This is a genomic window from Micromonospora echinofusca (assembly GCF_900091445.1).
Lineage (GTDB): Bacteria > Actinomycetota > Actinomycetes > Mycobacteriales > Micromonosporaceae > Micromonospora > Micromonospora echinofusca.
In genome coordinates, this window is sequence record NZ_LT607733.1 from 4458644 (window position 1) to 4483491 (window position 24848).

The 24848-nt window shown below is 74.3% G+C and carries 23 protein-coding genes; 13 read left to right on the forward strand and 10 right to left on the reverse strand.

Annotated elements, in window-relative coordinates; all coding sequences use genetic code 11:
• Positions 1-93 precede the first annotated feature (93 nt).
• On the reverse strand, positions 94-870 hold the full coding sequence (locus GA0070610_RS18850; protein WP_089003601.1) for a glucose 1-dehydrogenase: 777 nt from the start codon (positions 868-870) through the stop codon (positions 94-96).
• Between the two features lie 256 nt (positions 871-1126).
• Between GA0070610_RS18850 and GA0070610_RS18855 the strand changes: the two genes are divergently transcribed.
• From GA0070610_RS18855 to GA0070610_RS18865, 3 genes are read left to right on the forward strand one after another with little or no spacing between them, the layout of a single operon-like run.
• Positions 1127-2029: a helix-turn-helix domain-containing protein gene (locus tag GA0070610_RS18855; RefSeq protein WP_089001264.1), complete on the forward strand. Its 903-nt coding sequence runs from the start codon at positions 1127-1129 to the stop codon at positions 2027-2029.
• Positions 2030-2036: 7 nt separating this feature from the next.
• On the forward strand, positions 2037-2492 hold the full coding sequence (locus GA0070610_RS18860) for an RrF2 family transcriptional regulator (RefSeq protein WP_089001265.1): 456 nt from the start codon (positions 2037-2039) through the stop codon (positions 2490-2492).
• Positions 2492-3004 carry a GNAT family N-acetyltransferase gene (locus GA0070610_RS18865; protein WP_089001266.1) on the forward strand — a complete coding sequence of 171 codons (513 nt, stop codon included), beginning with the start codon at positions 2492-2494 and terminating at the stop codon, positions 3002-3004. Before GA0070610_RS18860 ends, GA0070610_RS18865 begins: the two co-directional genes overlap by 1 nt.
• A 95-nt stretch (positions 3005-3099) precedes the next feature.
• Here the strand turns inward: GA0070610_RS18865 and GA0070610_RS18870 are convergent, their stop codons facing one another.
• A complete protein-coding gene (locus tag GA0070610_RS18870; protein ID WP_089001267.1) occupies positions 3100-3672 on the reverse strand; it encodes a flavin reductase family protein in 573 nt (190 codons plus the stop codon).
• A 325-nt stretch (positions 3673-3997) separates the two neighbouring features.
• Between GA0070610_RS18870 and GA0070610_RS18875 the strand changes: the two genes are divergently transcribed.
• Complete coding sequence (locus tag GA0070610_RS18875) at positions 3998-4177, forward strand: DUF4236 domain-containing protein (RefSeq protein WP_007075522.1); 180 nt, start codon at positions 3998-4000, stop codon at positions 4175-4177.
• A 56-nt stretch (positions 4178-4233) separates the two neighbouring features.
• On the opposite strand, the gene GA0070610_RS18880 is transcribed toward GA0070610_RS18875, so the two are convergent.
• Together GA0070610_RS18880 and GA0070610_RS18885 are read right to left on the reverse strand one after the other, a co-directional pair.
• Positions 4234-5124, reverse strand: a complete 891-nt coding sequence (locus GA0070610_RS18880; RefSeq protein WP_089001268.1) for a hypothetical protein — start codon at positions 5122-5124, stop codon at positions 4234-4236.
• Positions 5125-5258: 134 nt separating this feature from the next.
• A complete protein-coding gene (locus GA0070610_RS18885) occupies positions 5259-5780 on the reverse strand; it encodes a VOC family protein (protein WP_089001269.1) in 522 nt (173 codons plus the stop codon).
• Positions 5781-5830: 50 nt separating this feature from the next.
• On the opposite strand from GA0070610_RS18885, the gene GA0070610_RS18890 reads away from it, so the two are divergent.
• Both GA0070610_RS18890 and GA0070610_RS18895 read left to right on the forward strand, forming a co-directional pair.
• Entirely contained in the window at positions 5831-6292 is a 462-nt protein-coding gene (locus GA0070610_RS18890) for a MarR family winged helix-turn-helix transcriptional regulator (RefSeq protein ID WP_089003602.1), read from the forward strand.
• Positions 6293-6349: 57 nt separating this feature from the next.
• On the forward strand, positions 6350-7936 hold the full coding sequence (locus GA0070610_RS18895; RefSeq protein WP_089001270.1) for a tetratricopeptide repeat protein: 1587 nt from the start codon (positions 6350-6352) through the stop codon (positions 7934-7936).
• Between the two features lie 141 nt (positions 7937-8077).
• On the opposite strand, the gene GA0070610_RS18900 is transcribed toward GA0070610_RS18895, so the two are convergent.
• Both GA0070610_RS18900 and GA0070610_RS18905 read right to left on the reverse strand, forming a co-directional pair.
• Complete coding sequence (locus GA0070610_RS18900) at positions 8078-9544, reverse strand: sensor histidine kinase (RefSeq protein ID WP_089003603.1); 1467 nt, start codon at positions 9542-9544, stop codon at positions 8078-8080.
• 53 nt (positions 9545-9597) lie between these two features.
• Positions 9598-10254: a response regulator transcription factor gene (locus GA0070610_RS18905; RefSeq protein ID WP_089001271.1), complete on the reverse strand. Its 657-nt coding sequence runs from the start codon at positions 10252-10254 to the stop codon at positions 9598-9600.
• A 96-nt stretch (positions 10255-10350) separates the two neighbouring features.
• Here GA0070610_RS18905 and GA0070610_RS18910 point away from each other — a divergent pair, with 96 nt between their 5' ends.
• Both GA0070610_RS18910 and GA0070610_RS18915 read left to right on the forward strand, forming a co-directional pair.
• Positions 10351-11463, forward strand: a complete 1113-nt coding sequence (locus GA0070610_RS18910) for a LolA family protein (RefSeq protein WP_089001272.1) — start codon at positions 10351-10353, stop codon at positions 11461-11463.
• 171 nt (positions 11464-11634) lie between these two features.
• Positions 11635-13941, forward strand: a complete 2307-nt coding sequence (locus GA0070610_RS18915; protein WP_089001273.1) for a HelD family protein — start codon at positions 11635-11637, stop codon at positions 13939-13941.
• Positions 13942-14010: 69 nt separating this feature from the next.
• Here the strand turns inward: GA0070610_RS18915 and GA0070610_RS18920 are convergent, their stop codons facing one another.
• Entirely contained in the window at positions 14011-14418 is a 408-nt protein-coding gene (locus GA0070610_RS18920) for a hypothetical protein (RefSeq protein WP_089003604.1), read from the reverse strand.
• A 269-nt stretch (positions 14419-14687) separates the two neighbouring features.
• On the opposite strand from GA0070610_RS18920, the gene GA0070610_RS18930 reads away from it, so the two are divergent.
• Entirely contained in the window at positions 14688-15077 is a 390-nt protein-coding gene (locus tag GA0070610_RS18930) for a hypothetical protein (protein ID WP_089001274.1), read from the forward strand.
• Between the two features lie 80 nt (positions 15078-15157).
• Here the strand turns inward: GA0070610_RS18930 and GA0070610_RS18935 are convergent, their stop codons facing one another.
• The 3 genes from GA0070610_RS18935 to GA0070610_RS18945 form a co-directional block, all read right to left on the reverse strand.
• The gene (locus GA0070610_RS18935; protein ID WP_089001275.1) at positions 15158-16105 is read right to left on the reverse strand and encodes a sporulation protein; all 948 of its coding nucleotides are present in this window, start codon (positions 16103-16105) and stop codon (positions 15158-15160) included.
• 174 nt (positions 16106-16279) lie between these two features.
• Positions 16280-17056 carry a DeoR/GlpR family DNA-binding transcription regulator gene (locus GA0070610_RS18940; RefSeq protein ID WP_089001276.1) on the reverse strand — a complete coding sequence of 259 codons (777 nt, stop codon included), beginning with the start codon at positions 17054-17056 and terminating at the stop codon, positions 16280-16282.
• A 22-nt stretch (positions 17057-17078) separates the two neighbouring features.
• Positions 17079-19085: a beta-galactosidase gene (locus GA0070610_RS18945; RefSeq protein ID WP_089001277.1), complete on the reverse strand. Its 2007-nt coding sequence runs from the start codon at positions 19083-19085 to the stop codon at positions 17079-17081.
• 273 nt (positions 19086-19358) lie between these two features.
• On the opposite strand from GA0070610_RS18945, the gene GA0070610_RS18950 reads away from it, so the two are divergent.
• The 4 genes from GA0070610_RS18950 to GA0070610_RS18965 are packed head-to-tail and all read left to right on the forward strand — an operon-like array spanning position 19359 to position 24708.
• Positions 19359-20684 carry an ABC transporter substrate-binding protein gene (locus GA0070610_RS18950; RefSeq protein ID WP_089001278.1) on the forward strand — a complete coding sequence of 442 codons (1326 nt, stop codon included), beginning with the start codon at positions 19359-19361 and terminating at the stop codon, positions 20682-20684.
• Between the two features lie 21 nt (positions 20685-20705).
• Positions 20706-21665 carry a carbohydrate ABC transporter permease gene (locus GA0070610_RS18955; protein ID WP_089001279.1) on the forward strand — a complete coding sequence of 320 codons (960 nt, stop codon included), beginning with the start codon at positions 20706-20708 and terminating at the stop codon, positions 21663-21665.
• Positions 21662-22573 carry a carbohydrate ABC transporter permease gene (locus tag GA0070610_RS18960; RefSeq protein ID WP_089001280.1) on the forward strand — a complete coding sequence of 304 codons (912 nt, stop codon included), beginning with the start codon at positions 21662-21664 and terminating at the stop codon, positions 22571-22573. The genes GA0070610_RS18955 and GA0070610_RS18960 overlap by 4 nt, the downstream gene beginning before the upstream one ends.
• Entirely contained in the window at positions 22570-24708 is a 2139-nt protein-coding gene (locus GA0070610_RS18965) for an alpha-galactosidase (RefSeq protein ID WP_089001281.1), read from the forward strand. The genes GA0070610_RS18960 and GA0070610_RS18965 overlap by 4 nt, the downstream gene beginning before the upstream one ends.
• Positions 24709-24848 lie beyond the last annotated feature (140 nt).

Here is a 24848-nt window from a genome sequence, read left to right on the forward strand (position 1 = left end):
ACTGCGGCCGTCCGGAGCCGCGCGGATCTGCCGAGTCCGCGCGGCTCCGGCCTACCAGGGGGTACGCGCACCGTCTCCCGCCTCCCGCCGTGCTCAGCCGTGGGTGGTGATGCCGCCGTCGACCGGGATCACCGCACCGGTGAGGTACGCGCCGGCGCGTGACGACAGGTAGATCGCGGTGCCGGCCATGTCCTCCGGCCGGCCGATCCGGCCCAGCGGCACCTGCTCCTCGATGGCGGCCCGGGACGCGGGGTCGTCCAGCGCGAACGCCATCATCTTGCTCTCGAACGGCCCCGGCGCGATCGCGTTGACGGTGATCCGCTCGCCGGCGAGCTGGTGCGCCAGACTGCGGGTGAGCATGTGCACGGCGGCCTTGGTCGCCGAGTACGCGTACACCTCCATCATCGGCACCCGGATGCCGTCGATGGAGCCGATGTTGATCACCCGGGCCGGGTCGTCGGCGCTGGCCGAGGCGCGCAGCGCGGGCAGCAGCGCGGTCGTCAGTCGGAAGACCGCCTTGACGTTGACGGCCCAGAGCTTGTCGAACGCGCTCTCCGGGTACGACTCCAGCGGCGCGCCCCAGGTGGCCCCCGCGTTGTTGACCAGCACGTCGAGCCGGTCGAACCGCTCCCGTACGGCGGCGGCCAGGCCCTCGGCGCCGGCGTCGTGGCCGAGGTCGGCGGGGATGGCCTCGCAGCGCCCCTCGGCGGAGAGTTCCTTGGCCACGGCCTCGCAGACGTCCGCCTTGCGGGAGGAGATGATCACGTGTGCGCCGGCCCGGACGAAGCCCTGGGCGATCATCAGGCCGATCCCCCGCGAGCCGCCGGTGACCAGGACCGTCTTGCCTTCGACCGAGAACAGATCCGTCATGCCCATCCCATCGCGAGTCGGCCGGGGCCGCCGGGGCGGGGCGGCCCGACCGGCGCGGACCGGCTCCGGCCGTGCCTCGACCGGACGGCGCTACCGCTCGGTAACGTAGCCCGGCCCCGGTGACCTCGACAACCCCGCCGGCCCCCGGCGCGCCGTCCGGCGACGACCGGGAGCCGCAGCGTGCCCGAACCGCCGCCCGGCCTGGGCGACCGTCCCGGGATGCGTTGATCGTCGCCCCGGGCTACCGTCGCAGGCGATGGTCTCTTCCGGTCAGCTCTCCCCCGCTCCGCCCGGCAACCCGGCGACCGCCTCCGCCGAGATCGACACGGTGGCCCTCGGTGACCTCGCCTCCGAGCCGCGTTGGCGGCGCCCGGTGCTGCTGGACAGGGACCTGCTCGTGCTGACCACGGGCGGACACGGCACGGCCGAGCTGGATTTCCGCGCCCTGCCCTGCCGCCCCGGCACGCTGCTGCGGGTGCGCACCGGGCAGGTGCTGCGCTGCGCCGGCCCGCAGCTCGACGCGACGGTGGTGCGCTGGGACCCGGCGGCGCTGCGCGGGCTCGACGTCGACCCGGACGCCGTCGGGCCCTGGTTCCAGCTCGCCGGCGAGGACGAGGACGCGGTCATCAACGAGGTCAGCCAGCTCGCGGTCGACTGCCAGCGGCACCGGGGGGTGGCGACGGCGCGTGGCCTGCTCCGCCACCAGCTCGCCGTGCTGCTGCTGCGGCTGTCGCTGCTGCCCGAACGCGCCTCCCGGGCCACGCGGGCGGAGGCGGCCACGTTCCACCGGCTCTGCCGGGAGGTCGAACGCGGCTACCAGCACACCCGCCGGGTCGAGGACTACGCCGACCGGCTGGGCTGCTCGGTGCGTACGCTCACCCGGGCCTGCCTGGCGGTGACCGGGCGCAGCGCCAAGCAGGTGGTCGACGAGCGGGTGGCCCTCCAGGCGAGCCGGCTGCTGGCGGCCACCGACGAGCCGATCGCCCGGATCGGCCGGCGGCTGGGCTTCTCCGAGCCGACGAACTTCGGCCGGTTCTTCACCCGCGAGGTCGGGGTGAGCCCGGGCGCCTTCCGCGCGGCCCGCGAGCAGCCGCTACCCGGGCCGCTCGTGCGGCCCCGCCCGCCCGCCGACGCGACCGGCCGCCCGTGCGGGGCATGATGGCGGGGTGCAGATCTCCGCGCGCGGCGACTACGCGGTACGGGCGGCGCTGAGCCTCGCCACCGCGTACCCCCGGCTGCTCTCCACCCAGGCCATCGCGGCGGAGCAGGACATGCCCCGCAAGTTCCTGGAGGCCGTCCTGGCCGACCTGCGGCGGGCCGGCGTCGTGCGGGCGCAGCGCGGCGCGGAGGGCGGCTACACGCTGGCCCGGCCGCCGCGCGAGGTGACCGTCGGCGCGGTGCTGCGCGCCGTGGAGGGTCCGCTGGCCGGGGTCCGCGGGCTGCGCCCGGAGGAGACCAGCTACGAGGGCGCGGCGGAGAACCTGCCGGGGCTGTGGGTGGCGGTGCGGGCCGCGGTGCGGCGCGTGGTCGACGAGGTGAGCCTCGCGGAGATAGTCAGTGGCCGCCTGCCCGCCCACGTCCGTAGGTTGACGGCGTTGCCCGACGCCTGGGAGCCACGCTGATGCCCACCCCCGTCCTGCGCACCGCGCGCCTGCTGCTGGAGCCCTACCGGCCCGACGACGCCGAGGACTTCGTCGCCCTGCTCGCCGACCCGGAGGTCGGCCGGTTCATGGGCGACGGGCCGCTGAGCGCCGAGGAGGCCGGCGCCCTCTTCGGACGGGTGTTCACGAAGGTCTACGCCGAGGACCTCTTCGAGGTCTGGGCGGTACGCCGCGACGGCCGCTACGTCGGGCACGCCGAGGTCAAGCGGACGGACCAGGTCGACGGGCATGAGATCATCTACGCGTTGGCGAAGCCGGCCTGGGGCGTGGGACTCGGCACGGAGCTGGCCCGGGCCCTGGTCCGTCACGGCTTCGACACCCTCGGCCTGCCCCGCGTGTACGCGACCGTCGCCGAGGCCAACTACGCCTCACTGGCGCTGCTGGACAGGATCGGCTTCGTCCACGAGCGCGACATCGCCGAGGACGACGGCAGCGTCACCCGCGTGCTCGTCGCCGACCGCGCCATCGCCTGACGATCCGCCCGTCCCCGCCACCGGCCGGCGTGCCGCCATCCCGTGGACCGCACGACGGTGCCGCCGGCCGACGTGCCGGCGGGGCACCGGCCGGGTCACGCCCGCGTCGGCGGGCCGGTGGTGGTGTAGCCGCCCCGGTGGTAGACCAGCGGGTCCCCGTCCTCGCCGCCGCCGAGCGCGAGCGGCTCGGCCACGAAGAGCGTGTGGTCGCCGGCCGGCACCCGGTGCGCGACGCGGCAGAGCAGCCGGGCCAGCACGCCGGACAGCAGCGGCACGTCGAACGGCCCCGGCGTCCAGTGCGGATAGGCGGCGAACCGGTCGATCCCGCCGGTGGCGAAGACCCGGGCGGCCTCCCCCTGCTGGGCGCCGAGCAGGTGCACGGCGACGTGCTCGGCTTTGGCGAACACCGGCCAGCTCGACGAGGCGGTGCCGAGGCAGAACGAGACGAGCGGCGGGTCCAGCGACACCGACGTGAAGGACGTGGCGGTGAAGCCGGCCCGCGCGGGCTCGCCGGAACCGTCGGCGCGGGTCGGCCCGGCGGCGTCCGGGGCGGCGGTGGTGACCACGGTGACGGTCGCGGCCTGCCGGCGCAGCAGCGCCCGGAACAGGTCCCGGTCCACCGGCAGCAGGTCGGCCGCGTCGGGCCGGGACCACTCCACGGTGGTCACGCCGCCACCGCCGGGCGGACGTGGGGCAGCCCTGCGGCGACGGGCGGGCGAGCCGCGTGGAGAGGATCGTCCCGCTGCGTCATCGCCCCATGCTGCCGCCGGCCGCATCCCCGGTCAATGCCCCTATCGAGGGCGGCATCGGCGTCGGCCGACGTCGGCGTCGACCCCTACCCCGGCGGCCGGGCCGCGCAGCGCCCGGCGGCGTAGGGGTTACCGGCGGCCCCTGGGTTCGTTCCACCCCGGACGGAGCGGGTTTCCCGATCCGGTCATCCGGGAACGTTCGGTTTCGACAGGGCAGGGAAGGGATTCGAAGGGAGCTTGAGCGATGGGTCTGATGTTCCGTAAGCGCAAGAAGTACGGCCCGATCATCCTGAACTTCACCGAGAACGGATTCTCGTCCTGGAGCATCAAGATCGGTCGCTGGTCCTGGAACTCGCGGGCCAAGGCGCACCGCGTCGACCTGCCGGGCCCGCTGTCCTGGAAGCAGGACAAGTCCCGGGCGTGAGGTCCCGAGGTCGAGCGGGGTGCCGGTGATCCACCGGCACCCCGCTCGGCGTCGGGTCAGGGGGCCGTCGCGGCGCCGTGGGCGGCGACGACCACGTCGCCGCCGAGCCGGCCGTGCTCCGGCTCGCGGGTCGCCTCCCCCGCGTCGAGCAGCCCGGTCAGCGCGCGGGCGGCGTCGGAGGACCGGTAGGCGGTCGCGGTGAGGGCGTGCCGGCGCAGCTCGGTGACCGTACGCGGGCCCGAGCGTCGCAGCTCGGCGAGCAACTCCTCGCGCAGCGGGCCTGCGTCCGGGACCTCGACGACGTCGAGCAGCCTGCCCGCCGGGTCGCGGTAGCGCATGCCGGAGGCACCGTCGCCCGCCCAGAGCGCCTCCTTGAACGCCTCCAAGCTCTTGTCCGACCCGGTCGCGAAGGCGAACAGCCGCGCCGCCTCACCGTCGGCGGTCACCAGTTCCACCTCGCTCGTCAGCGGGAACCCGGCGTCGGCGAGGGCCGCCCGCGCCGGGGTGCCGACGGCGGTGGCGAGCAGCACGTCCGCCGGCTTGCCGGCCGCCGCGGCGGTCAGCACGGCGGGATCGGCGGTGTCGTCGTCCACGACGGACAGCAGGGGCGCGCCGGCCGCGCCGGCCGCCTTCACCGCGACCGATAGCCGGGCCGGACCGCCGGGCACGAGGTGCACGGCGACGCCCGCCGGCAGTTGCGCCTCCACGGCGCCGAGCCGGGCCGGCAGTTCCTCGGTGCCGTCGGCGAGCACCAGCACGGTGAGCTGCCGGCCCCGCAGCCGGTCGGCGTGTCCGGCGACCACCCGCAGCGCGGCCTCCGCGCAGCCGGCGTCGCCACCGGCGTACGCCAGGGCGAGGGTGGCCCGGCGGGCGCGGTGCAGCGCCCCCGGCAACCAGGTCTCCAGGTGTCGGACGAGCAGCTCGCGCAGGACGGCGTCGGTCGGCATGGTGTCGTTCTACCGCACGCCGCCCCGGGCCGGGCACGGCTCCCCCGACCGCAGGGGGCGTCGCGGCCCTCGGGCGGGCGTCGTCGGCCCTGCGGTCGGTTCGCAAGACACCGGTGCCGTCGGCCCGGGTGCGGTCAGGCCGGGACGGAGATGCCCACGCCGCCCCGGGTCTGGCCGCCGTAGCGCCGCCGCTCGGCGTCCAGGTCGAGCCGGCCGATCCGCTTGCGCGCGGCCAGGGCGGTCTCGTCGAGCCGGTCGGCCGGCACCAGCCAGACGATCTCGAACTCCAGCCCGTCCGGGTCCTGGCCGTAGAGGCTCTTGGTGGTGCCGTGGTCGGACGCGCCGACGAGCGCGCCGGCGGCGGCGAGCCGCTGCGCGGTGGCGTCCAGCTCGTCGAGGGTGTCGACCTCCCAGGCCAGGTGGTAGAGGCCCACGGTGCCGCGGCCGGCGGTGGAGCGCCCGGCGCCCGCGCCGACCTCGAACAGGCCGAGGTCGTGGTCGTTGGTGGAGCCGGGCGCCTGGAGGAAGGCGGCGCCCCGGAAACCGTCCGGCGTCATCGGGATCGGCCGGAAGCCCAGCATGTCGCGGTAGAACTCGACGCTGCGGGCGAGGTCACTGACGTAGAGCACGGCGTGGTTGAGGCGGTGGATTCCCATGCCACCGACGCTAGCGCGGTTTCGTTGAACGTTCAACTACATGCGGTATGATGGGCGTCATGACCCGCTGGCTGGATCCCGACGAGCAGCGCACCTGGCGCGCGTACCTGACCGCCTCCCGGGCGCTCATGGAGGCGCTCGACCGGGAGCTGCAACGCGACGCCGGGATGCCGCACGCCTACTACGAGATCCTGGTCCGGCTCTCCGAGGCACCCCAGCGGCGGCTGCGGATGAGCGAACTGGCCCAGGTCAGTGGCTCCTCGCGCAGCCGGCTCTCGCACGCCGTGGCCCGGCTGGAGGCCGAGGGCTGGGTCCGCCGCGAGGAGTGCCCCACCGACCGGCGCGGGCAGATCGCGGTCCTCACCGACGAGGGATTCGCCACCCTCGCCGCCGCCGCGCCCGGCCACGTCGAGGGGGTACGCCGGCACCTGTTCGACGCGCTGCCCCCCACCCAGGTGGACCAGTTGCGCCGGATCAGCGAGGCGCTCGCCGCGCACCTGACCGGTTCTTGACCAATACACTCCCACTCGGGTCTTGTACTTACCGTCGTCGGATGAGCACGATGGGGCGTGCCTTCCGGCTTCGGTGATCTGACTGACCAGGCGCACCACCTGGTGTCCTCCGGCGACCTCGCCGGCGCCCAGCGGCTGCTCGCCGACGCGCTGACCGACGCCGACCCGAGTCCGGCCAACGCCACGCCCGAGCTGGCCGAGGCCGCCAGCCTCCAGGCCCGCGTACTGGTCGCCCTCGGCGAGCCGCACTCCGCCCGGGGCTGGGCGGCGTTCGCGTACGCGGCCACGACCCGGTTGCACGGGCGCGCCGACCAGCGCACGGTGGCCGCCGCGGCCACCCTCGCGGCGGTGCTGCACCGGGTCGGCAGCTGGTCGCGCGCCGCCCGGCTCTACCAGGAAGTGATCATCGAGCTGACCGCGCTCGACGGGCCGGAGTCGCTGCGGGTGCTCGCCGCCCACGCCGACCTGGCCACCGTGGAGTACGCGCGCGGCCAGTGCCAGGTGGCCCGCGACCGCTTGCAGGACGCCTGGGAGCTGCACCGCGAGGTCTACGGCGACGGGCACCCCAGCGGCATCAAGATGCTGGCGCGGCTCGGGGCGATGCAGCGCGACTGCGGGCAGTTCGCCGAGGCCCACGACAACCTCGCGCTGGCCAGGGAGCTGTGCCGCCAGCACCTGCCGGCGGACGATCCGCTGGCGGCGCAGGTGGCGGGGCTGGCCCGGGCGGCGGCCAACCCGGACCACGTCTGCGCCGACACCGCACCCGTCGGCCGGGACGGCCCGATCGTGCCGTCCGCGCGCACCCCGCCCCCGGGCGACGGGCCGACGACGGCGCAGCACCCCTCGCAGCCGGGTTACCGCCCGGCGGAGCCGGACCCGTACGCCGCAGCGGCACACACCGACCCGTACGCCGCGCCGCCGCACCCGGTGCCGACGCCCCGGCAGCCGACGGAGGATCCGCCGCCCGGCTGGTGGCCCCCCGACGCCGACGACGGGCCGGCCGACAGCGCCGTGCCGCCGACGGTCGTACCCCTGGCCGGTGGCGCCGCCACCGAGGAGGCCGACGGGGTGCACCGGGTGCACCGGCCCGACGCGCCCGAGGAGCCCTACCAGCCGTCGCGGCTGCTGCCGGTGCCGGTGCACCGCGCGCCGGCGCGGCGCGGCAACCGGCTGCTGCCGCTCGCCGTCGGTGGCGTCGCGGTGGTGCTGCTGGGCACGGTCGCGGTGATCACCGGGGTGGCCGCGATGGACGGCGCCCCCGATCCGGCGCCCCCGGCCGCGACCGGCGCGCCGGCCTCCACGCCGGCCGGCGGATCGACCGGCACGGGCGCCCCGCCCGCCGCCGGCCCGACGAGCGGGGCCGCGGCCTCCCCCGGCAGCCCGCCGGGGGCCGTCACGCTGCGGGACAACCGGGACAACGTGGCGCTGCGCTGGACGTACCCGGCCGGCGGGGAGGGTCCCGTGGTCATCTCGGGCGGCCGGGCCGGCCAGGCGCAGACGGCCTTCGCCAACCTGCCCGCCGGCACCACCACCTTCGTCGTCTACGGCCTGAACCGCAGCACCGACTACTGCTTCACGGTCGCGGTCGTCTGGTCGACGGACACGATCGCCCGCGCGCAGCAGGTCTGCACCCGTCGGGGCTGACGGCCCGTCGGGGCTGACGGCCACGTCCCGGCTGCCGGCCCGACGTGGCTGACGGCGCGTCGCGGGCCCCGGGCGCGGCGACGCCGATCGCGGGCGTGCCGGATGGCCCGATCGGGGCCCCGCCCGGCGTGGCGTCCTCCGTCAGGGTCGCTCCGGGTCGGGCAGGGCCGGCAGCAGCAGCCGTACCCGCAGCCCCGGCCCGTCGGTCCGACCGGGGTGGGCGTCGGTCAGCTCGATGCCGCCGCCGGCCCGGCGGACCAGCTCGCGCACGATGGCCAGGCCGAGGCCGGCGCCGCCGTCGTCGCGGGCGCGGGCGTCGTCGAGCCGGGTGAACCGGCCGAAGACCCGCTCCCGGTCCGCGGCCGGGATCCCCGGCCCGTCGTCGGTCACCGTCACCAGGTGGTACGCCCCGACGCCGCTGCCGCCCGCTCTCCGGCCGGCCGTCCCGCCGCCTGCCGCTTCCCGGCCGACCGGCCCGCCTGCGGCCTGGCCCCCGCCGGACGTCCCGCCGTCGCCGCTCGCCTCGCCGGCACCCGGGCCGGCGGCCAGCACCACCTCGCCGTGGGCGTGCCGGACGGCGTTGTCGACCAGGTTGGTCAGGATGCGGCGCAGCTCGTCGGGATCGCCCTCGGTCCACAGCGGCGCCGCCGGGGCGTCGAGGCGAACCGACGGCGACGGATACCGGGCGGCCACCGCCGCCAGCAGGGCCCCCAGCTCGACGGGCCCCGTGGCCCGCGCTGGCAGCCGCTCGTCGAGTCGGGCCAACAGCAGCAGGTCGTCGACGAGCCGCCCGAGGCGCTCCGTGTCGGCGAGCAGGTTCGCCGACACCGCCGTCCAGTCCGTCCGGTCGGCCAGCCGCCGGGCGACCTCCAGCTCGGTACGGATGTTCGCCAGCGGGCTGCGCAGCTCGTGCGCGGCGTCCGCGACGAACGCCCGTTGCCGGTCCCGGGCGGACTCCAGCCGGCCCAGCATCCCGTTGAGCGTCACCGCGAGCCGGTGGATCTCGTCCCGCGACGCCGGTACGGGCAGCCGCCCGCCCCCGTTCCGCCCGGTGATCTCCTCGGCGCCCCGGCGCAGCGCCTCCACCGGGCGCAGGGTCGCGCCGACCACCCGCCAGGCGACGGCGGCGAGCACTGCCACCAGCAGCGGGAAGCTCACCAGCAGGATGGTCCGTACGACGTGCGCGCTGTGCCGTACGTCCGCCAGCGACCGGGCCACCAGGACGGTGCGCGGGTCGGCGGCGGTGCCCGCCGGTACGGCCACCACCCGCACCGGCCCGGTCAGGCCGACCCGCTCCCCCGACACCGTCAGCCGCTGCCGCACGCCGGCGTCGAGGCTCCCCGGCGACACCATCGGCACCAGCCGGTCGGCGTCGATGGAGGCGGCCCGCACCCGGCCCGCGGCGTCGATCACCTGCACCCGGACCTGCCCGCCGGCCACCGGCAGCGGATCGGGCAGGACCTCCTCGTCGGCGAGCAGCGCGACCGCGTCGGCGGTCCGGAACGCCTCGGTGTCGACGGCACGTTGCAGGGCCCAGCCCAGCACGGCGAGCAGGACGAGCCCGCCGACGGCCAGTCCCCCCGACACACCGAGTACGCCGACCGCCATCAGCCGCCCGCGCAGGCCGGGACCGGCGCGCAGCCGCCCGCGCGTCCCCCGCGTCACGGGGCGAGCCGGTAGCCGGCGCCCCGGACCGTCTCCAGGCGCTCCCGGCCGATCTTGCGGCGCAGGTAGCCGACGTAGACCTCGACCGCGTTGGGCGCCGTCTCGACGCTGGCGTCCCAGACGTGGTCCAGCAGCTCGGTCTTGGAGACCACCTCGCCGGGACGGCGCATGAGGTAGTCGAGCAGCGCGAACTCGCGGCTGGTCAGCGCGACCTCGGCGTCGGCGCGGGTCACCCGCCGCCGCGCCGGGTCCAGCCGGAGGTCGCCGACCGCGAGCACCGTCGGGCGTTCGGGGGCGCCCCGGCGCAACAGGGCGCGCAGCCGGGCCAGCAGCACGACGTACGAGAAGGGCTTGGTGAGGTAGTCGTCGGCCCCGCAGTCCAGCCCGTCGGCCTGGTCGTACTCGCCGTCCTTGGCCGAGAGCATGAGCACCGGCAGCCAGTGCTCCTCGGCGCGCAGCCGGCGCACCAGCTCGTAGCCGGAGAGGCCGGGCAGCATCACGTCGAGGACCATCGCGTCGTACCCGCCGTGGCGTGCCGCGTCGAGCCCCTCCGGGCCGGTCGCCGCCACGTCCACCGCGAACCCCTCGGCCTGCAATCCCCGTTGCAGGGCGGACGCCAGCCGCGACTCGTCCTCCACCACCAGCAACCGCACGCCTCCAAGGGTGCCACCCGGGCGCCCGGGGTCGTACGGCCGTCCTCAGCGCCCTCACAGCGTCGAGGAGGCAGGATGTCCGGCAGGAGGTGTCACATGTCCGTCCTGAAGAGCCGTCCCGTCCTGCGCTGGCTGGTCCCGGTGACCGCCGTCGCGACCGTCATCGGCGGCGGCGCCGCGCTCGGCACGTTCGCCGCCCAGGCCGAGCCGAGCCTGCCACCGCGTACCGCCGCCCAACTCCTGGTCGACCTTCAGACCTCCCAGCTGGAGGGGCTCTCCGGCACGGTCGTGCAGCGTGCCGACCTGGGCCTGCCGCCGCTGGCCGGCCTGGTGGGCGGCGGCGGCCTGACCGGCCTGCTGACCGGCACGCACACCCTGCGGGTCTGGCACTCCGGGCCCGACCGGCAGCGCGTCGCCCTGGTGGACACGCTCGGCGAGCACGACATCGTGCGCAACGGCCGGGACGTGTGGGCCTGGAACAGCCGGTCCAACACCGCCACGCACCGCACCCTGCCCGCGGGCACCGCCGGGGCCCCGACGCCGGAGCTGCCGGTCACCCCCGGTGAGGCGGCCGACCGGGCCCTCGCGGCGATCGGCCCGAGCACCGAGGTGAGCGTCGGCCGCTCCGCCACGGTCGCCGGCCGCGACGCGTACGAACTGGTGCTCGCCCCGCGCGACGCCGCCTCGTTGGTACACCAGGTGCGCATCGCCATCGACGCGCGGCAGCACGTGCCGCTGCGCTTCGAGGTCTTCGCCGACGGCAGCGACAAGCCGGCCTTCGAGATGGCCTTCACCCAGGTGTCGTACGCCCGGCCCGACGCCGACCAGTTCACCTTCAACCCGCCGCCCGGCGTGAAGGTGACCGAGGAGACCACCGGCAGGCGGCCCGCCGACGCGCCCGGGAAGCGGCGCGGGGACGGCGAGCGGCCGGACGTGCGTACGGTGGGCGAGAGCTGGGCCACGGTGGTGGTCGCGCGGCTCGACGGCGCCGGCGCGCCCGCGGACCGACCCACCGCCCCCGGCCGCGCCGGGAACGGACCGGCCGGCGACCCGGCGGCGCTGCTCGGCGCGCTGCCGAAGGTCAGCGGCGACTGGGGCAGCGGCCGGCTGCTGACCGGGAAGCTGTTCAGCGTGCTGCTCACGGACGACGGCCGGCTCATCGCCGGCGCGGTGACGCCGGAGCGGCTCTACGAGGTGGCGAAGGGCTGAGAATCGGCAGTCCGGGGGCCCGCCACGCGGCGGGCCCCCGCTGTCTGCGCGGGACGAGTCGCGGTGTGGCCCGGCGCGCTTGGTCGAGGCGACCGGCGCACGGTATCTTTCTCAGTTCAGGCAACAAAAAAGAACGGCTGACATAGCCGTTCCGAGAGAGATGCTACTCGAATGGGAGACGGCTTGTCAAGGCATTCCGCCGATTCCGCCGAATTGCAGCCCGATGACGAAATCGGCCGCGAACAGGAATACGTCTCGATGCTCTACCGCCGGCTGGACGAGCTGCGTGAGCAGGCCTCCCGCCGGCTGAGCGACGAGCTGCGGGCGACCGGCGGCACCCGCCAGGCACTCTCCCAGCGCGACAGCACGGTGCGGATGTACGCCGACCAGGTCGAGCAGTTCTCCGCCGTGGAGAGCGGTCTGTGCTTCGGCCGGCTCGACACCGACGACGGCGGCCCCCACTACATCGGCCGCATCGGGATCTTCGACACTGACGGCGACTACGAACCGCTGCTGATGGACTGGCGCGCCCCGGCCGCCCGCGCCTTCTACCTCGCCACCGCGGCCAACCCCCAGGGCGTACGCCGCCGCCGGCACCTGCGCACCCGCGAGCGCAAGGTGACCGCGCTCAACGACGAGGTGCTGGACCTCGCCACCGCCTCCCCCACCGCCCACGAGGAGCTGACCGGCGAGGCGTCGCTGCTCGCCGCGCTCAACGCCGGGCGCACCGGCCGGATGCGCGACATCGTCGAGACCATCCAGGCCGAGCAGGACCGCATCATCCGCGCCGACCTGCCGGGCGTACTGGTCGTGCAGGGTGGCCCCGGCACCGGCAAGACCGCCGTCGCGCTGCACCGCGCGGCGTACCTGCTCTACACCCACCGCGAGCAGCTCTCCACCCGCGGCGTGCTCCTCGTCGGCCCGAACGCCACGTTCCTGCGCTACATCTCGCAGGTGCTCCCGGCGCTGGCCGAGACCGGCGTGCTGCTGCGTACGCAGAGCGACCTCTTCCCGGGCGTCAGCGCCCGCCGGGCCGAGCCCGCCACGACCGCCGCGCTCAAGGGCCGGGCCGTGATGGTCGAGGTGCTGGCCGCCGCCGTCCGCGACCGGCAGTGGGTGCCCGACGAGCCGCTGGAGATCGAGCTGCCGCAGCAGGAGGTGCTGCGGCTCGACCCGGAGACCGTCCTCGCCGCCCGCGACCAGGCGCGCCGCTCCGAGCGGCCCCACAACCTGGCTCGGGCGCTGTTCGACGTCGAGATCGTCCACGCCCTCGCCGCCCAGGTCGCCGAGCGCATCGGCGCGGACCCGCTGGGCGGGGAGAACCTGCTCGACGAGGCCGACGTGGCCGAGATCCGCCGCGAGCTGCGCGAGGAGCCCGAGGTGCGGGCCGCGCTGGACCAGCTCTGGCCGGTACTCACCCCACAGCGCCTGCTCGCCGACCTGTACGCCAGCACCGACCGGATCGCCGCCGCCGCACCCATGCTCAGCGACGCCGAGCGGGCCATGCTGCACCGCGAGCCGGGCGGCTGGACGCCGGCCGACGTGCCGCTGCTCGACGAGGCGGCCGAGTTGCTCGGCGAGGACGAGCGGGCCGCCGCCGCCCGCCGGGAACGGATCCGGACCTTGCAACGGGAGTACGCCGAAGGCGTGCTGGAGATCGCCCGGGGCTCCCGCTCCATCGACGTCGAGGACGAGGCCGACGGCGGTGAGATCCTCGGCGTCACCGACCTGCTCGACGCCGACCGGCTGCTCGAACGGCAGGAGGAGGCCGACCGGCTGACCACCGCCCAGCGGGCCGCCGCCGACCGGCGCTGGGCGTTCGGGCACGTGATCGTCGACGAGGCGCAGGAGCTGTCGCCCATGGCCTGGCGACTGCTGATGCGCCGCTGTCCGAGCCGCTCGATGACCATCGTCGGCGACGTGGCGCAGACCGGCGCGCTGGCCGGCACCCCGTCCTGGGCCGACGCGCTGGAGCCGTACGTGGCGCAACGCTGGCGGCTGGAGGAGCTGACCGTCAGCTACCGCACCCCGGCCGAGATCATGGCGGTCGCCGCCGAGGTGCTCGCCGAGATCGACCCGACGCTGCGCCCGCCCCGCTCCGTACGCTCCAGCGGGGTGCCGCCGTGGGACCACGCGGTGCCGGCGGAGCGCCTGGCGGCGGAGCTGGTGGCCGCCGCCACCCGGGAGGCGGCCGGCCTGGACGACGGCCGGCTCGGGGTCATCGTGCCGGCCGGACGGGTCGACGAGCTGGGCGGCGCGCTCACCGCCGCCCTGCCCGAGGCGGCCGTCGGCGAGGACCCGGAGCTGGAGAGCCGCGTGGTGGTGCTCACCGTCGGCCAGGCCAAGGGGCTCGAGTTCGACTCGGTCCTCCTGGTCGACCCCGACCGCATCGTGGCGGAGTCGCCCCGGGGTCGCAGCGACCTCTACGTCGCCCTCACCCGCGCCACCCAACGCCTCGGCATCGTCCGCCCCACCTGAACCACAGGCCCGCCTGACCCGGCCGGCTCCCACCCTCCCGGTAGGCGCTGCGGTAGATGGGTCGGCGGGTCACTCCGGGGTGAAGTCGCCGACCTGGCTGGCGGGGCCGGACTGGTCGCTGGTGGAGCCGCCCGCCGGGGTGCTCATGCCGCCGGTGGTGGCGTCGCCCGTGGTGGTCGGCGCCACCTTGCCGCGGTGCCGCTCCGGCTGGCGCGCCAACCGGCGCACGCTGGCCGGGCCGGCGGTGCCGCCGGTCGTGGTGACGGCGCCCTGTCCCCTGGTGGGGCCGCCGTCGCGCAGCACCTCCGGATCGACCGGAACGTGGGCCGGATCGTCCGGGTCCTCGTCCTGGATCACCCGCTGCACGTCGGTAGGAGGCACGGTCACCTCGTCGAGAGCGCCCTCGCCGTACACGCCACCGGCGATCCGCTCCTCGGCACGCCGGGCGGCGTCCTGCCGCATGTCGTCCTCACGCATGTCCATCACCTCGCACGAGTCGTAGTCCCGAGACGCGTGCCCACCACCCCCACCACCAAACCCCTGCCCAGGCCCCGGTCGAGCACGGGTACGGGGACGGTGGTGGGGGGCGGGCAGAGGATTCCCGGCTGGGCGTGGGTGTTACTGCCCCCGTCGGGTCGGGTAGACGGCGGGTGCCCCCGCCATGAACGCGAACCGTGCCGTGGCCGACACGCGGTAGCGGGGCGAGGGAACGCAGGTACGACTCATCGCATCCTGAGGAGGACAAGATGAGCACGCAGGCTGCTTCCACCAGGCCGATGAACCGGCCGACGCAGGACATGCCCAACCGGGCGATGCAGGACAGGGCCATGCAGGAGACGCCCACCCGTCCGATGCCGATGATGCACGACGGGCACCGGGAGGCCATGCAGGCGCCCGGCACGGAGACCAAGCCGTCGCTGCGGACGACCGAGTTCTGGGTCTACATCGCGGCCGTGATCGGCGTGCTGGCCGCCTCGCAGCTGGTCGGCCGGAACTCGGCCGGGGTGGACATCTTCCGGGCCGACAACGCCTGGTTCATGATCACGCTGCTGACCATCGGGTACCTGGGTAGCCGTGGTCTGGCCAAGGCCGGCAGCAACTGGCGCAGCGGCGAGGAGCGCAAGGCCCGGCACTGACCGGCACCGCGTAGCCGCGCACCACGGCAGCGCAGTGGCCCCCGGGACTGTCGTCCCGGGGGCCACCGTCGTGTGTGGTCCTACTCCTCGAAGCCGCCGAAGTCCTCGCCGTCGCCCTCGAAGGCGTCGCCGATCATGTCACCCACGATCATGCCGCCGACGGCTCCCACCGCGGCGCCGGCGACGACGCCGCCCATGCCGACGCCCCGGCCGTGCCCGTGCCCGCCGAAGCCGTGCGCGCCACGCAGGCTGCCGTAGCGGGACGTCGTCTCCCGCAGCCAGCCGTCGACCACCTGGACCCAGTCCGTCCCGTCGGCGTCGGTGTGCGCGACCCGGTAGTGACCGAACGCGTCGTGGCCCGGGGTGAGGAACCCGCCGCGCTTGTCGCACTCGAGGATGACCTCGACGCCGTGCGGGCTGGTCACGAAGGTCAGCTCGACCTCGTTGATGGTGCTCGCGTACTGGGGTGAGGCGAAGAACTCGATCTCCTGGTAGAACGGCAGCGTCTGCTGCGTGCCCCGGATGTGGCCGCGCTCCAGGTCGGCGTGCTTGAACCGGAAGCCGAGCCGCTGGAACGCCTCCAGGATCCGCTCGTGCACCGGCAGCGGGTGCACGTTGACTTGGTCCAGGTCGCCCTTGTCCACCGCCCGGGCGATGGCCAGCTCGGTACGCAGGCCCATCGTCATGCCGCGCAGCCGCTGACCGTAGACGTCGGTGATCGGCGTCTCCCACGGCATCGGGAGCTGGAACGGAATGGCGAGCTGCTGCTTCGCGGCGAGCTGGAGCGGGCCGCTGACCGGCAGCCGGTGGAACTCCATGACCCCGGCGTACTCCGTGTCGTGGCCCTCGATCTCGACCCGGGTGACCAGGCCGACGACGACCTGCTCGATGTTGGCCGGCGCGTCGCCGCCGAGCAGGTTCACCTGCCCCTCGAGGGTCAGGCCGGGCCGGGTGTTCGGGTTGGTCAGGACGGTGTCGACGCTCGGCCCGCCCACGCCGAACGCGCTCAACATCTTCTTGAAGACCATCTGAACTCCCGCGCAAAGACACCGCGCTCCACCCTGGAGCCGGTCGCTGACTTCCCGGGACCCTATCCGTGGGCGCTGTGAAGTGCCTGTGAAGGCCGCCGTCCGACGTGGAGACGTCCGGCCCGCGCCAGGACACGGGCTGAGGGTCACGCCCCGTACGGCGGTAGACACCGGTCAGCCGCACTCGACGACGACCAGTTCGCCCACCTGGTCGGCGAGCTGAGCGCGCGCCTGGGCGGGCAGGCCCGCGTCGGTGACGAGCACGTCGGCTGCGGAGAGCGGGGCGATGGTGGCCATCCCGACGGTCTCCCACTTGGTGTGGTCGGCCAGCACCACCAGCCGCCGCGACGCCTCGATCAGGCACCGGTTCGTCCCCGCCTCCAGCAGGTTCGGCGTGGTGAACCCCGTACGCGGGCTCATGCCGTGCACGCCGAGGAAGAGCACGTCGACGTTGAGGGAGCCGATCGCCGCCTCGGCCACCGGGCCGGTGAGGGCGTCCGACGGGGTACGGATGCCGCCGGTCAGCACGACCGTCCGGTCGGCGCGGGGGTGCTGGTGCAGGGCGTCGGCGACGGGGATCGAGTTGGTCACCACGGTCAGGCCGCGTACGTCGGCGAGCAGGGTGGCCAGCGCGGCGGTCGTGGTGCCGGCGGAGAGCGCGACGGCCATGCCGGGCTCGACGAGGGCGGCGGCCCGCTCGGCGATGGCCCGCTTCTCGGCCTGCTGGCGGACCGACTTCGCGGCGAAGCCGGGCTCCTCGGCGGAGCCGGGGCCGGGCAGGGTCGCGCCGCCGTGGACCTTGTCGACCAGCCCCAGCTCGGCCAGCACCTCCAGGTCGCGCCGGATCGTCATGTCGGAGACGCCGAACCGGCTGACGAGGTGGCTGACCCGCACGCCGCCGTGCTGCCGGATCAGTTCGAGGATCGCGGTCTGCCGTTGTCGGGCCAGCATCCGGATGTCCTCCTTCGCACCGTCACCGGGCCGCGCCGGCGGCCGGTTCCTCGCGGACCACCGCCACCTCGCCGGCCGGCACGACCAGGTGGCCCGCGCAGGGTGCCCCGGTCAGCAGCTCCACGCCGGTCGCGTCGAGCCGGGCGTCGGCGTCGGTGTGGTTGATGACGAAGAGCCAGCTGCGCTCGCCGGCGCGCCGCCGGACCACCTCCACCTCGGCGGGGACCTGCGCCGCCGGGCGTACGCCCGCCTCGGCGACCAGCCGGGCGACCAGCCGGTCGGTCGCCGCCGCGTCCAGCCGGGTGCCGACGTACCAGGCCGCGCCCGCGCCGACGGCGTGCCGGGTCAGCGCCGGCACCCCCGGCAGGGGCCCGTCGGCGTACGCGGCGAGCACCCGCGCGCCCTCGGGGTGCAGCCACTCCGTCCACACGTCGGCGCCGGAGCCGTCGTCGAGGGTGACCCGCTCCCCCGCCCGCAGCGGGAAGAACTCCTCGACGCGTACGCCCAGCAGCTCGCGGAACGCCCCCGGGTAGCCGCCGAGGCGGATGTGGTCGTGCTCGTCGACGATGCCGCTGAAGTACGTCACCAGGGCGGTGCCGCCCCCCTCGACGTACGCGCGCAGCGCGGCGGCGTGCGCGTCGCGTACCAGGTAGAGGGTCGGGACGAGCACCAGCCGGTAACGGGCGAGGTCGGTCGACGGGTGCACGACGTCGGCGGTGATCCCGGCCCGCCACAGCGCGTCGTGCAGCGCGCCGAGGCGGTCGACGTACGCGACGTCGACGCTGGGGTGCGAGTCCAGCTCGGCGCCCCACCACGCCTCGTAGTCGAACAGGATCGCCACCTCGGCCTCGACCCGGCTGCCGCGCACCTCGGCGAGGGCCCGCAGGTCCGCGCCGAGGCGGCACACCTCGCGGAACACCTTGGTCTCCGGGCCGGCGTGCGGGACCAGGGCGGAGTGGAACTTCTCCGCCCCGGCGCGGGAGGCCCGCCACTGGAAGAAGAGCACCCCGTCGGCGCCCCGCGCGACGTGCGCCAGGCTGTTGCGGCGCAGCTGCCCGGGGGCCTTCGCGACGTTGCGCGGCTGCCAGTTGACGGCGCTGGTGGAGTGCTCCATGAGCAGCCACGGCGCGCCGCCGGCGACGCCCCGGGTGTGGTCGGCCGCGAGGGCGAGGTCGACGTGGGCGCGCGGGTCGGCGGCGGTGAGGTAGTGGTCGTTGGCGACCAGGTCCACGTCGGACGCCCACGAGTGGTAGTCGAGGTGCTTGATGCCGGTGCCGACCATGAAGTTCGTGGTGACCGGCTGGCGCACGAGCCGGCGCAGCACCTCGGCTTCGGCGCGCAGCTGGGCGCGCTGCTCGTCGGAGGAGAAGCGCAGGAAATCCAGCTGCTGGGTGGGATTGGCGAAGGTCGGCGCGGTGCGCGGCGGGTTGATCTCGGCCCAGTCGCCGTAGCGTTGACTCCAGAAGGCGGTGCCCCAGGCGTCGTTGAGCCCGTCCAGGTCACCGTGGCGCTCGCGCAGCCAGCGGCGGAACGCCTCGGCGCTGACGTCGCAGTAGCAGTGCACGTTGTGGCAGCCCAGCTCGTTGGAGACGTGCCACATGACGACGGCGGGGTGTTCGGCGTACCGGGTGGCGAGGGCCTCGACCAGGGCCAGCGACCGCTGCCGGAACACCGGCGAGCTGGGGCAGTACGCCTGCCGTCCGCCGGGCCAGAGGATCGCGCCGTCGGCGCGCCGGGGCAGCGTCTCCGGGTGCCGGTGGGCCAGCCACGGGGGCGGGCTCGCGGTGGCGGTGGCGAGGTCGACGGAGATCCCGCCGCCGTGCAGCACGTCGAGCACGCGGTCGAGCCAGCCGAACTCGTACGCGCCGGGGGCGGGTTCCAGCAGCGCCCAGGAGAAGATGCCCACCGACACCAGGTTGACGCCAGCGCGGCGCATCAGCTCGACGTCCTCGGCCCAGGTCGACTCGGGCCACTGCTCGGGGTTGTAGTCGGCGCCGAACCACATGTCGTCGCCCTGCCATCGCCGCATGAACGCAGAGCGTGCCCGGCGAAGCCGGCCAAGTCAACACGTTCCAACATCGATCATCTTTACAACGTTTACCTCCCAATGCCCTTGTCGTGACCGGATTGGCAGGCTCTCACCGCCCTCTTGACAGCGCCCGGAGGACGAGTAGCTTGGGGCGCCACTGGCAATTCGTGTTCGCCAATGTGGATTCGCGATGGATCCGGATGTGTGATCACGGTTGCCGGGGCACCGCCACCGCCGGCCCTCGGGCACTCCTCTTCATCCGCAGGAGGCACCATGTCCCGTCCCCGCACCCGAGCCGAGTACCTCGCCCGGCTCGTACCCCCCTCCGTGGCCGGCCTCGGCCGTCGTTCGCTGCTGGCCGGCGCCGCCGGCACCACCGCGCTGCTCGGCACGGGCCTGCTCGCCGGCTGCGGTTCCGACTCCGGCGGCGCCGACGCCAAGACGGTGTCGCTGGGCTCCAACCAGTCCGACCCGAAACCCAAGGAGGTGGTCGCGAAGGTCGTGGACGGGTTCCAGACCTCGTCCGGCCTCCAGGTCGCGGTCAACACCGTCGACCACAACACGTTCCAGGAGAACATCAACAACTATCTCCAGGGCAAGCCGGACGACGTGTTCATGTGGTTCGCCGGCTACCGGATGCGGTTCTTCGCCGCCCGGGGCCTCGCCGGGGACCTCAGCGACGTCTGGGGCAAGCTCTCCGGGATGTCCGACGCGTTCCGCAAGGCGTCGACCGGGGACGACGGCAAGCAGTACTTCGTGCCGTCGTCGTACTACCCGTGGGCCGTCTTCTACCGCAAGTCGGTCTGGCAGCAGAACGGCTACCAGGTGCCGAAGACCCTCGACGACCTGACCGCGCTCGCCGGGGAGATGAAGAAGGACGGCCTCACCCCGATCGCCTTCGCCGACAAGGACGGCTGGCCGGCGATGGGCACCTTCGACATCCTCAACCTGCGGATCAACGGCTACCAGTTCCACATCGACCTGATGGCCGGCAAGGAGTCCTGGACCTCCGAGAAGGTGAAGAAGGTCTTCGACACCTGGCGCGGCCTGCTGCCCCTGCACCAGCCCGACAGCCTCGGCCGGACCTGGCAGGAGGCCGCCCAGTCGTTGCAGCAGAAGAAGAGCGGCATGTACCTGCTCGGCCTCTTCGTCGGCCAGCAGTTCGACGGCGACGACCTGGCCGACCTCGACTTCTTCACCTTCCCCGAGATCGACCCGGCGATCGGGGCCAAGGCCCTGGACGCGCCCATCGACGGCTACATGATGGCCCGCAAGCCGAAGCAGGAGGCCAACGCCAGGAAGCTGCTGGAGTACGTCGGCTCGAAGGCCGCCGCGGACATCACCATCAAGAACGACCCGAGCACGCTGGTCGCCAACGGCGAGGCCGACACCAGCGGCTACAGCGCGCTGCAGAAGAAGGCCGCCGAGCTGGTCGGCTCGGCCACCGAGATCGCCCAGTTCCTGGACCGCGACACCCGCCCGGACTTCGCCTCCACGGTGATCATCCCGGCGCTCCAGCAGTTCATCAAGGACCCGAAGGACATCGACGGGCTGACGTCCAGCATCGAGAACCAGAAAAAGTCGATCTTCACCGACTGACGGCGAGAGGGTGAGGGCACCGTGTCCGACCTGCCCCTGATCCAAGCGGATCGCGCCGCGCCGCCGCTGGCGGCGGCCGCCACCCCCACGGGTGGCCGCCGCCGGCGCGTACGGCTGCTGTCCCGCACCGACCGCGTGGTCGTCGCGCTCATGGTGGCCGTACCGCTGCTGCTCGTCGTCGGCCTGGTCTGGCTGCCGGCGGGCGCCACCGTGCTGCTCTCCGGCACCGACTGGGACGGCATCGGCCCGGTCTCCGACATCGAGTGGGTCGGCGGTCGCAACTACGCCGACGTGGTCCAGAACTATCCGCCGTTCGTGCCGGCCGTGCAGAACAACCTGCTCTGGCTGGCGGCGCTGTTCGCGGTGGCCACCCCGTTCGGCATGTTCCTGGCCGTCCTGCTCGACAAGGAGCTGCGCGGCACCCGGTTCTACCAGACCGCGCTCTACCTCCCGGTGGTGCTCTCCCTGGCATTGATCGGCTTCGTCTGGCAGCTGCTCTACTCCCGCGACCAGGGCCTACTCAACGCCGTCCTCGGCACCGGCGTCGACTGGTACGGCGACCCCGACGTCAACATCTGGGCCGTGCTGGTGGCCGCCGGCTGGCGGCACGTCGGCTACATCATGCTGCTCTACCTGGCCGGGCTCAAGGGCGTCGACCCGTCCCTGCGGGAGGCCGCCGCCGTGGACGGCGCGTCGGAGGGCCGGACGTTCTTCAAGGTGATCTTCCCGGTCCTGCGGCCCATCAACATCATCGTGCTGGTGGTGACGGTGATCGAGTCGCTGCGCGCGTTCGACCTGGTCTGGGTCATCAACAAGGGCCGCAACGGCCTGGAACTGCTCTCGGCGCTGGTCACCCAGAACGTCGTGGGCGAGGCGAGCCGCATCGGCTTCGGCTCCGCACTGGCGACGATCATGCTGGTCGTCTCGCTGCTCTTCATCACCGTCTACCTGGCGACCGTGCTGCGGGAGGGACGCCGATGAGCACCGCTACCGTGACCCGGGAAGCCGGCACCGCCCCCGCGCCCCGGCGGCGCCCGCCGCCGCGCCCGGCGCGGATCGTGCTGCACGTCTTCCTCGCCGCGGTGTCGATCGGTTGGCTCTTCCCGATCCTCTGGGCCGTGCTGACCTCGCTGCGCTCCTACGAGTACACGGCCACCAACGGCTACGTCTCGCTCGGCGGGTGGACCCTCGACAACTACGTCACCGCCTGGCGGACCGCCGAGTTCGGCAAGCACTTCCTCAACTCCGTCTACATCACCGTGCCGGCGGTGCTGCTGACCCTCTTCCTCGCCTCCTGCGTGGCGTTCGTCATCGCCCGGTTCAACTGGAAGACCAACATCGTCCTGCTCGGCCTGTTCACCGCCGCGAACCTGCTGCCCCAGCAGGCCCTGCTCATCCCCCTGTTCCGGCTCTTCACGCAGGTGCCGCTGCCGGCGTTCATGAGCGACTCGGAGGTGCTCTACGACAGCTACTGGGGGCTGATCCTGGTCAATGTCGCCTTCCAGTGCGGCTTCTGCGTCTTCGTGCTCAGCAACTACATGAAGGCCCTGCCGCACGACCTCTACGAGGCGGCGATGATCGACGGGGCGAGCGTCTGGCGCCAGTACTGGCAGGTCACCATGCCGCTGTGCCGACCGGCCCTCGCCGCGCTGGCCACCCTGGAGGTGACCTGGATCTACAACGAGTTCTTCTGGGCCACCGTGCTCATGCGTACCGGCGACAAGTTCCCGGTGACCAGCTCGCTGAACAACCTGCGTGGCGAGTTCTTCACCGACAACAACCTCGTCTCGGCCGGCTCGGTGCTGGTCGCCGTACCGACCCTGGTGGTGTTCTTCCTGTTGCAGAGGCAGTTCGTCCGGGGCCTGACCCTGGGAGCGTCGAAGGGATGAGCGTCGTCCACCTGCGGCGTGCCCGGACCAGCCTGGTGCTCGACGCGCGCGGCCCGGGGCTGCCCCGCCTCGCGCACTGGGGCGCCGACCTCGGCCCGGTCCCGGCCGACGACCTGCCCGCCCTGCTCGCCACGACCGTCGCGCCGGTCGTACCGAGCAGCTTCGACGCGCCGACGGTGCTGACCCTGCTGCCCGAGGCGTCGGCCGGCTGGGGCGGCCGCCCGGCGTTGGCCGGGCACCGCGAGCGCCGGGACTGGGCCACCGCCTTCCGGCTCGACGGCGTCGACGTGGCCGACGACGGCAGCGGTCCCGCCCGGGTCACCGTACGGGCGGCCGACGCCGCCGCCGGGCTGTCGCTGACCGTCGAGCTCACGCTCGACGCGACCGGGCTGGTGCTGCTGCGCCACCGGCTGCGCAACACCGGCGACCACCCGTACGAGCTGCGGGAGCTGACGCCGGTCCTGCCGGTGCCGGCGGTCGCCACCGAACTGCTCGACCTGACCGGCCGGTGGTGCCGGGAACGGTCCCCGCAGCGGCACCCCTGGCCGATGGGCACCTGGGTACGCGAGGGCCGGCACGGCCGCACCGGGCACGACGCGACCCTGCTGCTGGTCGCCGGTACGGCGGGGTTCGGATTCGGCCACGGCGAGGTGTGGGCCGTGCACACCGCGTGGAGCGGCGACCACGTCACCTTCGCCGAGCGGCGGCCGACGGGCGAGTCGGTCCTCGGCGGCGGCGAGCTGCTCGCCCCCGGCGAGGTGGTGCTCGACCCTGGCGGGGAGTACGCCACTCCCCTGCTGTACGCCGCCTTCTCCGCCGCCGGGCTGGACGGGATCAGCGACGTCCTGCACACCCACCTGCGTGCCCGCCCGCAGCACCCGGCCACGCCCCGCCCGGTCACCCTCAACGTCTGGGAGGCCGTCTACTTCGACCACAACCTGGAGCGGCTGCGCGCGCTGGCCGACCACGCCGCCGAGGTCGGGGTGGAACGCTTCGTGCTCGACGACGGGTGGTTCCGGGGGCGCCGCCACGACCGCGCCGGCCTCGGCGACTGGTACGTCGACGAGACCGTGTGGCCCGACGGCCTGCACCCGATCGTCGACCACGTACGCGGGCGCGGGATGCAGTTCGGCCTCTGGGTCGAACCGGAGATGGTCAACCCGGACTCCGAGCTGTTCCGCGCCCACCCCGGGTGGGTGCTGTCGACGCCCGGCCGGATGCCGCCGACGTGGCGGCACCAGCAGGTGCTCGACCTGGCCCACCCGCCCGCGTACGCCCACCTGCTGGAGCGGCTCGACGCGCTGCTCACCGCGTACCCCGGCATCGACTACCTCAAGTGGGACCACAACCGGGACCTGACCGAGGCCGGCCACCAGGGCCGCCCGGGGGTGCACGGACAGACCCTCGCGGCCTACCGGCTCCTCGACGAGCTGCGCCGCCGCCACCCGCGGGTGGAAATCGAGAGCTGCGCGTCCGGCGGCGCGCGGGTGGACCTGGAGATCCTGCGGCGCACCGACCGGGTCTGGGCCAGCGACTGCAACGACGCCCTGGAACGGCTGGCCATCCAGCGCTGGACGGGGCTGCTGCTCCCGCCCGAGCTGGTCGGCAGCCACATCGGGCCGGAGCGCTCGCACACCACCCACCGCGTGCACGACCTGGGTTTCCGCGCCGCGACCGCGCTCTTCGGCCACCACGGCATCGAGTGGGACATCGGGGCGATCGACGCGGGGCGGCGCCGCGAGCTGGCCGGCTGGGTCGCGCTGCACAAGCGGCTGCGCCCGCTGCTGCACGCCGGGCGGGTGGTCCGGGTCGACCACCCGGACCCGGCCGTCTGGGCGCACGGCGTGGTCGCCCACGACGGCTCCCACGCGGTGTACGCCGTAGCCCGGCTGGCCACCTCGGTGGCCCAGACGCCCGGGCCGGTCCGGCTTCCCGGCCTCGGCCCCCGCCGCCGGTACGCGGTGCGGCCCGTCACCGGCGTGCCGGAACCCGCGACCCTCGAACTGACCGGGCCGGGTTGGCTGGCCGACGGCGGCGTGACGCTCGGCGGCGCGGTGCTGGCGACCGTCGGGCTCCAGATGCCCGCGCTGCATCCCGAGCAGACCGTGCTGCTGGAGGTCACCGCCGTCGACTGAGCGTATCGCCCCTGTCGAGCTGCCCGTACAGACGGGGCAGGATGTTCCGGGTCCGCGGCGGCGGCCGGTCCCACGGACGGGGCAGCTCGACAGCGCGCACGGCAACGCCCGCCGGTGGCCGGGCCCGCGCGGGCCCGGCC

What these genes read in the sequence shown, in the direction of transcription:
- GA0070610_RS18960 (WP_089001280.1), top strand. Translation starts at nt 21,662, where the DNA reads ATGAGCACCGCTACCGTGACCCGGGAAGCCGGCACCGCCCCCGCGCCC.
- GA0070610_RS18965 (WP_089001281.1), top strand. Translation starts at nt 22,570, where the DNA reads ATGAGCGTCGTCCACCTGCGGCGTGCCCGGACCAGCCTGGTGCTCGAC.
- GA0070610_RS18875 (WP_007075522.1), top strand. Translation starts at nt 3,998, where the DNA reads ATGGGTCTGATGTTCCGTAAGCGCAAGAAGTACGGCCCGATCATCCTG.
- GA0070610_RS18855 (WP_089001264.1), top strand. Translation starts at nt 1,127, where the DNA reads ATGGTCTCTTCCGGTCAGCTCTCCCCCGCTCCGCCCGGCAACCCGGCG.
- GA0070610_RS18900 (WP_089003603.1), bottom strand. Translation starts at nt 9,544, where the DNA reads ATGGCGGTCGGCGTACTCGGTGTGTCGGGGGGACTGGCCGTCGGCGGG.
- GA0070610_RS18920 (WP_089003604.1), bottom strand. Translation starts at nt 14,418, where the DNA reads ATGCGTGAGGACGACATGCGGCAGGACGCCGCCCGGCGTGCCGAGGAG.
- GA0070610_RS18880 (WP_089001268.1), bottom strand. Translation starts at nt 5,124, where the DNA reads ATGCCGACCGACGCCGTCCTGCGCGAGCTGCTCGTCCGACACCTGGAG.
- GA0070610_RS18940 (WP_089001276.1), bottom strand. Translation starts at nt 17,056, where the DNA reads ATGCTGGCCCGACAACGGCAGACCGCGATCCTCGAACTGATCCGGCAG.
- GA0070610_RS18935 (WP_089001275.1), bottom strand. Translation starts at nt 16,105, where the DNA reads ATGGTCTTCAAGAAGATGTTGAGCGCGTTCGGCGTGGGCGGGCCGAGC.
- GA0070610_RS18950 (WP_089001278.1), top strand. Translation starts at nt 19,359, where the DNA reads ATGTCCCGTCCCCGCACCCGAGCCGAGTACCTCGCCCGGCTCGTACCC.
- GA0070610_RS18865 (WP_089001266.1), top strand. Translation starts at nt 2,492, where the DNA reads ATGCCCACCCCCGTCCTGCGCACCGCGCGCCTGCTGCTGGAGCCCTAC.
- GA0070610_RS18945 (WP_089001277.1), bottom strand. Translation starts at nt 19,085, where the DNA reads ATGCGGCGATGGCAGGGCGACGACATGTGGTTCGGCGCCGACTACAAC.
- GA0070610_RS18930 (WP_089001274.1), top strand. Translation starts at nt 14,688, where the DNA reads ATGAGCACGCAGGCTGCTTCCACCAGGCCGATGAACCGGCCGACGCAG.
- GA0070610_RS18910 (WP_089001272.1), top strand. Translation starts at nt 10,351, where the DNA reads ATGTCCGTCCTGAAGAGCCGTCCCGTCCTGCGCTGGCTGGTCCCGGTG.
- GA0070610_RS18890 (WP_089003602.1), top strand. Translation starts at nt 5,831, where the DNA reads ATGGGCGTCATGACCCGCTGGCTGGATCCCGACGAGCAGCGCACCTGG.
- GA0070610_RS18885 (WP_089001269.1), bottom strand. Translation starts at nt 5,780, where the DNA reads ATGGGAATCCACCGCCTCAACCACGCCGTGCTCTACGTCAGTGACCTC.
- GA0070610_RS18850 (WP_089003601.1), bottom strand. Translation starts at nt 870, where the DNA reads ATGACGGATCTGTTCTCGGTCGAAGGCAAGACGGTCCTGGTCACCGGC.
- GA0070610_RS18915 (WP_089001273.1), top strand. Translation starts at nt 11,635, where the DNA reads ATGGGAGACGGCTTGTCAAGGCATTCCGCCGATTCCGCCGAATTGCAG.